12 protein-coding genes, 1 tRNA gene and 1 other RNA gene are annotated in these 10,719 nt (G+C 49.0%); 6 read left to right on the forward strand and 8 right to left on the reverse strand.

Annotation, left to right across the window (positions count from 1 at the left end; genetic code table 11):
• Positions 1–72 precede the first annotated feature (72 nt).
• The 3 genes from rsxD to JW499_RS11850 are packed head-to-tail and all read left to right on the forward strand — an operon-like array spanning position 73 to position 2,487.
• Positions 73–1,116: an electron transport complex subunit RsxD gene (rsxD, locus tag JW499_RS11840; protein WP_205210802.1), complete on the forward strand. Its 1,044-nt coding sequence runs from the start codon at positions 73–75 to the stop codon at positions 1,114–1,116.
• A complete protein-coding gene (rsxG, locus tag JW499_RS11845) occupies positions 1,116–1,769 on the forward strand; it encodes an electron transport complex subunit RsxG (protein WP_205210803.1) in 654 nt (217 codons plus the stop codon). The genes rsxD and rsxG overlap by 1 nt, the downstream gene beginning before the upstream one ends.
• A gap of 1 nt (position 1,770) precedes the next feature.
• A complete protein-coding gene (locus JW499_RS11850; protein ID WP_091360774.1) occupies positions 1,771–2,487 on the forward strand; it encodes an electron transport complex subunit E in 717 nt (238 codons plus the stop codon).
• Positions 2,488–2,612: 125 nt separating this feature from the next.
• Here JW499_RS11850 and JW499_RS11855 read toward each other — a convergent pair whose 3' ends face one another.
• Complete coding sequence (locus tag JW499_RS11855; protein ID WP_205210804.1) at positions 2,613–2,903, reverse strand: DUF6172 family protein; 291 nt, start codon at positions 2,901–2,903, stop codon at positions 2,613–2,615.
• 97 nt (positions 2,904–3,000) lie between these two features.
• The gene (locus JW499_RS11860) at positions 3,001–3,342 is read right to left on the reverse strand and encodes a hypothetical protein (RefSeq protein WP_205210805.1); all 342 of its coding nucleotides are present in this window, start codon (positions 3,340–3,342) and stop codon (positions 3,001–3,003) included.
• A gap of 239 nt (positions 3,343–3,581) precedes the next feature.
• Here JW499_RS11860 and nth point away from each other — a divergent pair, with 239 nt between their 5' ends.
• Positions 3,582–4,214 carry an endonuclease III gene (nth, locus tag JW499_RS11865; protein WP_205210806.1) on the forward strand — a complete coding sequence of 211 codons (633 nt, stop codon included), beginning with the start codon at positions 3,582–3,584 and terminating at the stop codon, positions 4,212–4,214.
• A gap of 25 nt (positions 4,215–4,239) precedes the next feature.
• Here the strand turns inward: nth and JW499_RS11870 are convergent, their stop codons facing one another.
• From JW499_RS11870 to nrdA, 6 genes are all read right to left on the reverse strand, one after another.
• Complete coding sequence (locus JW499_RS11870) at positions 4,240–4,629, reverse strand: hypothetical protein (RefSeq protein ID WP_205210807.1); 390 nt, start codon at positions 4,627–4,629, stop codon at positions 4,240–4,242.
• Positions 4,630–5,301: 672 nt separating this feature from the next.
• Entirely contained in the window at positions 5,302–5,547 is a 246-nt protein-coding gene (locus JW499_RS11875) for a VF530 family protein (RefSeq protein WP_205210808.1), read from the reverse strand.
• Positions 5,544–5,684, reverse strand: coding sequence for a DUF2986 domain-containing protein (locus tag JW499_RS11880; protein ID WP_205210809.1), 141 nt, complete (start codon positions 5,682–5,684; stop codon positions 5,544–5,546). Before JW499_RS11880 ends, JW499_RS11875 begins: the two co-directional genes overlap by 4 nt.
• 441 nt (positions 5,685–6,125) lie before the next feature.
• Positions 6,126–6,392 carry a 2Fe-2S iron-sulfur cluster-binding protein gene (locus tag JW499_RS11885; RefSeq protein WP_205210810.1) on the reverse strand — a complete coding sequence of 89 codons (267 nt, stop codon included), beginning with the start codon at positions 6,390–6,392 and terminating at the stop codon, positions 6,126–6,128.
• A 10-nt stretch (positions 6,393–6,402) separates the two neighbouring features.
• The gene (nrdB, locus tag JW499_RS11890) at positions 6,403–7,533 is read right to left on the reverse strand and encodes a class Ia ribonucleoside-diphosphate reductase subunit beta (RefSeq protein WP_091360788.1); all 1,131 of its coding nucleotides are present in this window, start codon (positions 7,531–7,533) and stop codon (positions 6,403–6,405) included.
• A gap of 104 nt (positions 7,534–7,637) precedes the next feature.
• Positions 7,638–9,902 (reverse strand): class 1a ribonucleoside-diphosphate reductase subunit alpha, encoded by a 2,265-nt coding sequence (gene nrdA, locus JW499_RS11895; RefSeq protein WP_205210811.1) that lies wholly within the window; start codon positions 9,900–9,902, stop codon positions 7,638–7,640.
• 443 nt (positions 9,903–10,345) lie between these two features.
• Between nrdA and JW499_RS11900 the strand changes: the two genes are divergently transcribed.
• Both JW499_RS11900 and JW499_RS11905 read left to right on the forward strand, forming a co-directional pair.
• Positions 10,346–10,429: transfer RNA gene (locus tag JW499_RS11900), tRNA-Tyr, on the forward strand.
• Between the two features lie 52 nt (positions 10,430–10,481).
• A non-coding RNA gene (locus JW499_RS11905) (RtT sRNA) lies at positions 10,482–10,609 on the forward strand.
• Positions 10,610–10,719: the final 110 nt, after the last annotated feature.

A 10,719-nucleotide genomic window follows, 5' to 3' on the forward strand; every position in this document is an offset into this window, starting at 1 on the left:
AACCAGACGTTGACAGAAACGTCGCTAATAACCCGTTTCTATTCAATAAAGCGGCAGACCTGAGTACATAGAATGGCACTGATCCGAATCACATCACCCCACGCCCACCGCGCCGGCAGCACCGGCAACGTGATGCTAACGGTGCTGATCGCAACCCTCCCCGGGCTGGCTGCACTAACCTTCTTTTTTGGCTGGGGCTCCCTGATTCAGATAATCTGGGGAACCTTGCTGGCCGTGGCCATGGAGGCTGCGATTGTCAGACTGCGTAAGCGACCTGTCAGTTTCTACCTGACCGACTACAGTGCCGTTGTTACGGCGGTACTGCTGGGACTGGCGCTGCCTCCGTTTGCCCCCTGGTGGGTGATGACGGTGGGCATCATCGTTGCAATTGTCATTGCCAAGCAACTGTATGGTGGTATGGGCAATAACCCGTTTAATCCTGCTATGGTCGCCTACGCCCTGCTGTTAGTATCGTTTCCGGTGCAGATGACCAACTGGGCAGCACCGTTTGTTATGACCGGTGAGGGCTGGTCAGTGCTCTCTCTGGGAGAGACACTGGGTGCCATTTTTGGTAGTGCAGGCACGGCAGTTGATGCTCACACGATGGCGACACCGCTGGATATTATGCGTCACCGGGGGGGATTCACCACTGAAGAGATGTGGGTTGAAAATGCACTATTGGCCAACGGCATCGGGGCCTGGCATGCGGTCAGTGCCGCCTATTTCATGGGTGGTGTCTTTCTGCTGTACAAAAAGATCTTCACCTGGCATACCCCGGTGGCAATGCTGGGAAGCCTGACGATTATATCCACTCTGTTTTACCTGCTGATGCCGGACCAGTTCCCTGATCCCTTCTTCCACCTGACGGCCGGAGCGACCATGCTGGGAGCGTTCTATATCGCGACCGACCCGGTCACGTCAGCCACCAGCAACAGAGGCAAACTCTGGTTTGGTGCCGGCATCGGCCTGCTGATATTTGTTATCCGCAGCTGGGGTAACTACCCGGATTCGGTCGCCTTCGCGGTCCTGCTGATGAATCTCTGCGCACCCTTTATCGATCAGTACACTCAGCCCCGCAGCTACGGCCATGCAAAACCCAACCGGGGGATGAAGTAATGGAGATGTTGACTGCTATCCGTAACAGCGCTCTGGGACTGAGCATCTTTGCCGTCATCACTTCTGGCGCCATCGCACTGACTCAGGTGTCGACCAAATCGCAGATAGAGATCAATGAGCGGGAAGCACGGGCAAAAGCCCTCTATCAGATCATTCCGAAAGAGAGTATTGATAATAACCTGCTGGAAGATACCGTTGAGATCAACGATCCAGCCCTGACCGCCAGCAATCAGCCCGTTGAAGCATTCCGGGGCCGCCGTAATGGGCAGGTGGTCACGGTGATCATCCCGGTGACAGCACCCGATGGTTACACCGGCAACATCAATATGATTGTGGGCATCAATGCGGATGAATCCGTCGCCGGTGTCCGGGTCCTTGCCCATAAGGAAACCCCGGGGCTGGGCGATAAGGTCGAACTGAAAAAGTCTCGCTGGCTACTCAGCTTTGACGGCCAGCGTTATGAAGGGGATGATGACCCGACCTGGGCGGTGAAAAAAGATGGCGGACGCTTCGATCAGTTTACCGGAGCGACCATCACCCCCCGAGCAGTGGTTAACGCAACTGCCCGGGCAATTCACTATTTTCGTGAACACAAAACTGCACTGCTTGAAACCCGGTCAGACCTGAACGCCACAGCGGCGGGAGCTGAATAATATGGCCAATGATTACCGTAAAATTACCCTCGACGGGCTCTGGGACAACAACCCGGCACTGGTGCAACTGCTTGGCCTCTGCCCGCTCCTGGCAGTCACCGGCACCGTGGTCAATGCTATAGGGCTGGGGCTGGCCAGCACCATTGTGCTGATGGGCTCCAACCTCTCTATCTCAATGTTCCGCAAATTTATTCCGGAATCGGTACGCCTGCCGGTATTTGTCATGATTATCGCCTCATTCGTTACCTGTATTGAACTGCTGATGCAGGCATTTACTTATGAGCTGTACACCATCCTTGGCATCTTTATCCCGCTGATCGTGACCAACTGCGCCATCATGGGCCGGGCCGACGCTTTCGCCATTAAAAATCCGGTCGGCGCATCCCTGCTGGATGGCGCGATGATGGGCCTTGGTTTTACCTCTGTACTGGTGGTGCTCGGCGGTATGCGTGAAATACTGGGACTGGGCACCCTGTTCAGCGATATGCAGCTGCTGTTCGGCCCGGCGGCAGAAAGCTGGAAGCTTGTGATTCTGGATGACTATGTCGGTTTCCTGTTTGCCATCCTGCCACCAGGGGCATTTGTCGGTATGGGGCTGTTAATCGCCCTGAAAAACATTATTGATAAACGTCTGGAGGAGCGCCGCAAACAGCCTGCCACTCCCGTTGAACCCAGTGGCGAATCCCGCCGTGTCCGGGTAACGGGAAATATTTCGTAGCCTCTGTGAGCCTATGCAGTTGCGCATCATACAGTGATAATAAAACAGCTTCCTGGCAGTTATAAACATCAAAAAAAAAAGCGACTCAATGTCGCTTTTTTTGATTTTCTGACCGGTGATTACGCTCACTCGTGATTTTTACTGCGAAAACCGGGCTTTGCCAGAATCTCTAAATAAAATGAGTCTTGCTGACTGGCTTCAACGTCAGAGATTTTTTTATTGATCTCAGCCAGATGAACCGGTTCGCTACTGGCTTCATCCAGGCCGAAGCGACAATCAAAATCCCAAAAATCAGCATTCTCAGGTAGCGTCTTATTACGCTCTCTTTTTAAATATTTTTTAACTTCGTGCTTAATAGCATCGACTCGTCTTGGAACGGTGAGCTTGGGATGCGTTAAGTGAAACGTCTTTTTCATTGTGATTCCAAAAGGGTGACTGGTATGACTGACCGATACCATTTAATCATGCGGCTATACTATGAGGTAAAATGCCAGAGGCTAAACGACTGAGTGATCAGGAACGACTCATAAATGCCTCAATATATTTAGCAATACGCTCACTCAGGTAGCCCTCGAGTCCTTCAAGGCTTTTATCAAAGAACAACAGGTAGCGTTCAGCCTGTGAGTGCGTTATCTTCTTACCCAATACATTATATTCTATTTCGGGAAGTGTTTTACTGTTTCTCGGCAGGATATTCCAGCGAATAATCCCTGAATACTCCGATGCAAACTTCTTCTGGGCAAATTCACAGAACCGATCGACAAGCTTCGCACCGTCAGGTCCCAGACAGCCTGATTCTACCCGGTAGATAATCAACAGTTTCTTCTCGTCAGGCAAAGGCAGATCACTAACCATTTGAACACGCCATATATAAGCCTATGGGCTATTAAATAATTCTGTAACACTACCCTGAACTATAGCTCTGTTTAGCAGTTGATTGCTATAACACCAAAGCGCTATCGGGGAATTATCTATCCCATTACACGTCTGATTCAACACACAGCAGCATTGACAGAACTCCCGTTGCTGTTGCCCCGGGGACCGCTCCCCGTTAACATACTCCCCTCTCAACAAATGCCAGTCTGCCAGAATTTATGAACGCCGCTAAACGCCACGAAATTTTCTCCCGTCTGCGGGAAGCCAACCCCAACCCGGTCACAGAGTTGGAATACAGCAATCCGTTTGAGCTTTTGGTTGCAGTAACACTCTCTGCACAGGCAACCGATGTCGGCGTCAATAAAGCAACCCGTAAGCTGTTTCCGGTCGCCAACACTCCGGAAGCGATCTACGCGCTGGGGGTGGATGGGTTAAAGGCGTATATAAAGACTATCGGCCTGTATAACGCTAAAGCTGAGAATATTATCAAGGCCTGTAAAATTCTGATGGAGCAACACGACTCCCGGGTACCCGACAACCGCGAGGCCCTGGAAGCACTGCCAGGTGTAGGTCGAAAGACCGCTAACGTTGTCCTGAACACCGCCTTTGGTCAGCCCGCAATGGCGGTGGATACCCACATTTTCAGGGTGTCCAACCGCACCAGAATAGCACCGGGTAAAACAGTTCTTGAGGTCGAAAAAAAGCTGATGCGTTTTGTCCCTAAAGAGTTTCTGATCGATGCCCATCACTGGCTTATTCTCCACGGCCGTTACACCTGTGTTGCCCGGAAGCCCCGCTGTGGCTCCTGCCTGATAGAAGACCTGTGTGAATATAAAGCGAAGCTTGACTAACAATCGGCGCAGCCTTTATCTGTTTTCAGCCATTTTGCTGTCTCCTCCCTGATCGGAGGATACCCCCTGAGCCTGATTTCCCACAGCATCCCCGCAACTGAGCGATCTCATCAGCACTGAGCCAGTCATGCACCCATCCGTTAACAGCATCGCAGGTAGAGGGGGTTTTACTCCACTCCTTGTAGGCCTTCACATGCTGAAGCGTTATACCGTAGTTGGTGGTTTCATACAGAGCACAACGTGCCGGAAACCGGCCATTGCAATCGAACTGCTCATTGATCCAGCGAACAGCTTCAGGTGTATCTTCATTGGTCACTTGCATAGCCCCTCCGACATCTATTGCAGACAAGCCGGGTTCATCGGTAACGGGTGAACTGTAATAGGTTTTAGGAGTGTAGAAATTGACCGGAGTCATCGCAAGTCAACTAACCTGTTTCCTTTCATATAACTGTCATTTTTCGGCGTCACTCAAAGCGTATCTGACAGACTGAAACACGGTTATCAACCGCCTGAGTTGTACACAGATTCTGTGGATAAAACTGTGAGTATTATTGGGGTAGTTGGCTAAAACACCCGTGGTTATTGGCCCCGAAACAAATCGTTCACATAAACGACACAAAAATTTTACCCTATTGATTTCAATAACTTATGTAATTCAATAGGGATTTATCAATACTTCTAAGTATTTTTCAAATGGCCCGCAGCATTTGTTCAGTTTGCTGTGAATTAAATATTGCAATCTGATTAAAGCTGTAACTTAGCGACCTATATTGAAAGTAGTTACTAACACATTTTTTTGTATCATTTTGCTGACAATGAAATAGAGGCAACGCCACCGGTATCTATCGTCTAAATTGCGTTTACGCAGTAAATATCTCAGGTAATCAGCAAGGCTTGTTGTTCTGTATAAACAGTGATCACAGCATCATCGCCATGAACATTGTTCAGATCGCAGGGTAATTAAGGGTCTGGTTAAAAACCAGATATAGTAAGGGTTCCATCGAAGTAACCGCTAAACCGAATAGAGTCGAGGGATAAGAAAAGATTAATGTAGAGTTTCAATAAGAACAGCTTGGCATAAGTGTTTTTATCCGGGCCGGGACCAGACCGTCTTGCGGGCCTGCGACTGTATCCACAACTGCTCCACTTTCTCTCTCGCCCAGGGGGTTTTACGTAAAAACTTCAGGCTGGATTTAATACTGGGATCACTCTGGAAACAGCGGATATTGATTCGTTGCCCCAGCTCCTGCCAGCCATATTCAGCTTCCAGGTCAGTCACAATCTGCTGCAGGGTGATGCCATGCAACGGATTGTTCTTCTGTCCTGCCGTCATTGTTCTGCCTCCTGCAGGGCTATTCTGGCACGTTCATCCTTAGAGATATAACGGGGCTTTGTCGATACATGAAGTTTTGCGTTGGCTTTTTTTGCACGCTTTTTCAATATACTGTTTATCTTTTTCTTTCTGTTCATCAATGCTGAGCCTGAAACCCTGTCTGGTCATTAGGAATGCCTATTCTATCTGAGTTTAGCGTTAAGTTCAGAAGAGAGTTTAATCCCCGTTAACGCGGCTCTATGGCATACAATTCAGTCTGCGTCTTGTAATACACAGATTCTGTGGATAACTCGGTGGGTTACTTTTTAGTAAGTGGCTGTAAAAGCGATAATATGGGGTCTTCAGCTAATTGCTTACAAAAACACCAGATAGGAATAACTCTTTTTATTTTCAATAAGTTATAGAAAAACAACTGTTTTATTATCAAACTTGTGCAACGCACAATCCACAGTAAAGATGACTGCTTTTTAAGCTGTTAAGAACTTTCTGAAAAAGCTTGACAATGACTTACCGGGCAACGCCCGGCAGTGTGGAAAAATAACTCAGGCCAGCGAGCTTAGTGGATCGGTTCCAGAGCCTTACTCGTCTGGAATTTCTATCTCGACATGGGATACCGGCTTTGTACAACAGGCCAGAATTTCATCGCCAACGGTATCATAGAGAGCATCCTGAACCTCTTCGACATCTCCATCAATCAAGCGCACCCGGCAGCAACCGCAATAGCCACCGCGACAGTTATAGGGCGCAGGAATATCCTGTGCCTCCATAGCATCCAGCAGTGAGTACTCATATTGATAATAGAAGGTACTGTAATTGTTGACCTTAATTCTTGGTATACCAGACATGACCCGTTCCTTAGAGGTCGAAACCGTCGAAGTCGTCTTCACCCATTTCATTATCGATTGCTCCCACCAGATACGAGCTAATCTCTGCTTCCTGCGGTGCAACCTGAACGTTGTCGCTGACCAGCCAAGCGTTCATCCATGGTAGCGGGTTCTGTTTTGCAGGAAAGATCTCTTCCAGATTAAGCGCTTTCATCCGTACATTGGTAATATATTCGACGTAATCTGACAGGATGCGCGCATTCAGACCGATCATCGAACCATCTTTGAAAAGATAGCTGGCCCACTCTTTTTCCTGCTCGGCTGCTTCACGGAATATTTCATAAACCTGAGGTTGGCACTCCCTGGCTATCTGCTTAAAATCCGGATCATCAGCTCCGGACGCCAGCATATTGAGCATAAACTGAGTACCGGTGAGGTGTAGTGCCTCATCCCGGGCGATCAGCTTAATAATCTTGGCATTGCCTTCCATGATTGCCCGCTCTGCAAAGGCGAATGAGCAGGCAAAGCTGACATAGAAACGGATCGCCTCCAACACATTGACGGATACCAGGGTCAGATAGAGCTTGGTTTTCAGGTTATGCATACTGACATCGTATGTTTCCCCGCCAATGGTATGCTCACCAGGCCCCTGAATCATGTAGATGTTGGTTAATTCGATCAGCTCATCGTACAGACGGGTGACGCTACGGGCCCGCTTGACGATCTCCTCATTGGTGACGATCGCGTCAAACACTTCGGAGGGTTCAGTCAGTATATTACGGATAATATGGGTATAAGAGCGGCTGTGTATCGTCTCACTGAAAGACCAGGTTTCCAGCCAGGTTTCCAGCTCGGGTAGCGAAACAATCGGCAGAAACGCGATATTGGGTGAACGCCCCTGCACCGAATCCAGAAGTGTCTGATACTTAAGGTTGCTGAGAAAAATATGCTTCTCATGCTCTGGCATCGCCATAAAGTCTTTACGGTCGGTCGACAGATCCACCTCTTCCGGACGCCAGAAAAATGACAGCTGCTTTTCAATCAGCTTCTCAAGAATGGGGTATTTTTGCTTATCATAGCGGGCAACGTTGACGTTGTGGCCGAAAAACATCGGCTCTTTGGTGGCATCGTTGAAAGTCGGATCAAACGTTGAATATAGCATATTGCATTAATACTCTTACCCTGATTACAGGGAGGTCAAAACGGCTAGCCGATGGCATTGTGCCAGCGGCCTGAAATCCATTACACAGTCAGTGCTGCAAGCGGTCAGAGCTTGCAGGCACCACTCTCACAACCACTCATATCTTCATGCTGGTCGGTGGCTCCATCGCGGGTGTTATGATAATAGAGGGTTTTAACGCCATACTTGTATGCGGTCAGCAGGTCTTTAAGGAGCTGTTTCATCGGCACCTTATCACCGGGGAATTTTGTGGGATCATAGTTAGTATTAGCTGAGATAGACTGATCAACAAACTTCTGCATAATGCCCACCAGCTGCAGATACCCCTCATTGGTAGGAATCTGCCATAGCAGCTCGTAATCATCTTTCAGCTCAGCATACTCCGGTACCACCTGCTTCATAACGCCATCTTTGCTCGCTTTGACGCTGACATAACCCCGTGGAGGCTCAATACCATTGGTTGAGTTAGTGATCTGAGAGGAGGTTTCACATGGCATCAGCGCTGTCAGTGTGCTGTTACGCAAACCAAACTCGCGGATATCTTCACGCAGTGTTTCCCAGAAATAGTGCAGCGGCTCATCACAGAACTCATCCACTTCACGTTTGTAAGTATCGGTTGGCAAAATCCCTTTGGCGTAATTGGTTTCACTAAACAACTTACAAGGCCCCTGCTCTTTCGCCAGCTGATTGGACGCTTTAAGCAGGTAATACTGAATCGCTTCAAAGGTTTTGTGTACCAGGCCGTTAGCAGAGCCATCGGAGTAACGGACGCCGTTTTTCGCCAGATAGTAGGCAAAGTTGGTGACACCCACACCCAGCGTACGACGATTCATGGAAGCGGTACGCGCTGCTTCAATCGGGTAATCCTGATAATCCAGCAAACTATCCAGCGCCCGTACAATCAGATCTGCCAGATTCTCCAGCTCATCCAGATTTTCCAGTGCACCCAGATTGAACGCCGACAGAGTACAAAGGGCGATCTCACCTTCAGGATCGTTAACATCGTTGAGCGGTTTGGTTGGCAGCGCAATCTCCAGGCAGAGGTTAGACTGCTTAACCGGCGCCACCTTCGCATCAAACGGACTATGAGTATTGCAGTGATCGACGTTCTGAATATAGATTCGCCCGGTAGAGGCGCGTTCAGACGCCAGAATACCAAACAGTTCGACCGCTTTGATGGTTTTCTTACGGATGCTGGCATCCTGCTCATACTGAACATAGAGACGCTCAAACTCATCCTGATCAGCAAAGAAGGCATCGTACAGGCCCGGCACCTCATGGGGACTGAACAGAGTGATATCGCCCCCCTTAATCAGGCGGGTATACATCAGCTTATTCAGTTGCACCCCATAATCCAGATGGCGTACGCGGTTTTCTTCTACGCCGCGGTTATTCTTTAATACCAGCAGAGATTCAACTTCCAGATGCCACAAAGGATAGAACAGTGTTGCAGCACCACCACGAACACCACCCTGAGAGCAGGACTTTACGGCGGTCTGGAAATACTTATAGAACGGAATACAACCGGTATGGAATGCTTCGCCGCCCCGGATAGGGCTGCCCAATGCACGGATCCGTCCGGCGTTGATACCAATACCCGCCCGCTGGCTGACATATTTCACAATCGCGCTGGCTGTAGCATTGATAGAGTCCAGCGAGTCACCTGATTCGATCAGCACGCAGGAGCTGAACTGTCGGGTCGGGGTGCGGACACCCGCCATAATCGGCGTTGGCAGCGACAGTTTAAACAGTGAACAGGCATCATAAAAACGCTTGACGTACTCGAGTCGGGTCTCTTTCGGGTAGTTAGCAAACAAACAGGCCGCCACCAGCATATAAAGGATCTGCGGGCTCTCATAGATCTCATGGGTTACCCGGTTCTGTACCAGATACTTACCCTCAAGCTGCTTGACGGCAACATAGCTGAAGTTCATGTCCCGGCTATGGTCGAGATATTCATTCAGCTGATTAAATTCCTCTTCCGAGTAATCTTCTATCAGGTGCTTATCATAACGACCGGCATCAACCATCTTTGCCACATGGGTCAGAAGGTGTGGTGGTTCAAAGCTATCAAAAGCCCGCTTACGCAGGTGGAATATAGCCAGACGAGCAGCCAGATACTGATAGTCCGGAGCATCTTCAGAGATAAGATCGGCAGCAGACTTGATCAGTGTTTCATGAATATCGGCGGTTTTTATACCATCGTAAAACTGAATATGGGCTTTCAGCTCCACCTGTGAGACTGAGACATTCTGAAGGCCATGAGCGGCCCAGATAACGACTCGGTGAATTTTTTCAAGGTCCAGTTTTTCCTGACGACCATCCCGTTTCGTTACCAATATGTCCTGCATTTCGCTTTCCCAAGTTGAAATAAATCAGATTTACGAAGGTTTCTTAACCGAACCTTTTCAACGGCGGGAACGGAGCCACCTCACCTGACGCGCCCCGGATTCCCTGATGTTCACTCTGGCCTGCCAGAAACAGGGGCCGAGCCTTCATCTGGCACACTACATGTTGTGCGCACCCGAACATTAGGCACTAAATATAGTTATAAACAACTTAATTACAATACTTGAAATTTGCCTTTTATGAGTGTAGTCAAACGCTAAAAATGGGCCAGACGCCCGTGCCATCAGCGCTTCACAATATTACTCAAAAATAAGAAAATTTTTAATTAAAAATGAAATCGCAATAAGTTTTGATAATTATCAAAAAGACCTCCCACACTGCGAAAAAAGATCTGTCATTACGCTTTACAGTGACGCAACAAATCAATAGTATACGCGCTCCTCGTGGTGGGGTTCCCGAGTGGCCAAAGGGATCAGACTGTAAATCTGACGCGCGAGCTTCGGTGGTTCGAATCCACCCCCCACCACCATCGAATTCAAAACAGAACAGCCCCGTTTAACCTCGGGGCTTTTTTGTGTCTGAAATTTATGAACAGAGGGTGGGTGAGAACCACCGACGTGGTTCGAGTCGAAGAGAGCCTGCGAACGAAGACAACGTTGCGCGCTTTTTCGCAACGGCCCGAAGGGGAATCATCCACCCCCCACCACCATCGAATTCAAAACAGAACAGCCCCGTTTAACCTCGGGGCTTTTTTGTGTCTGAAATTTATGAACAGAGGGTGGGTGAGAACCACCGACGTGGTTCGAGTCGAAGAGAGCC

This window comes from Amphritea pacifica, assembly GCF_016924145.1.
In the GTDB taxonomy this organism is placed as follows: domain Bacteria; phylum Pseudomonadota; class Gammaproteobacteria; order Pseudomonadales; family Balneatricaceae; genus Amphritea; species Amphritea pacifica.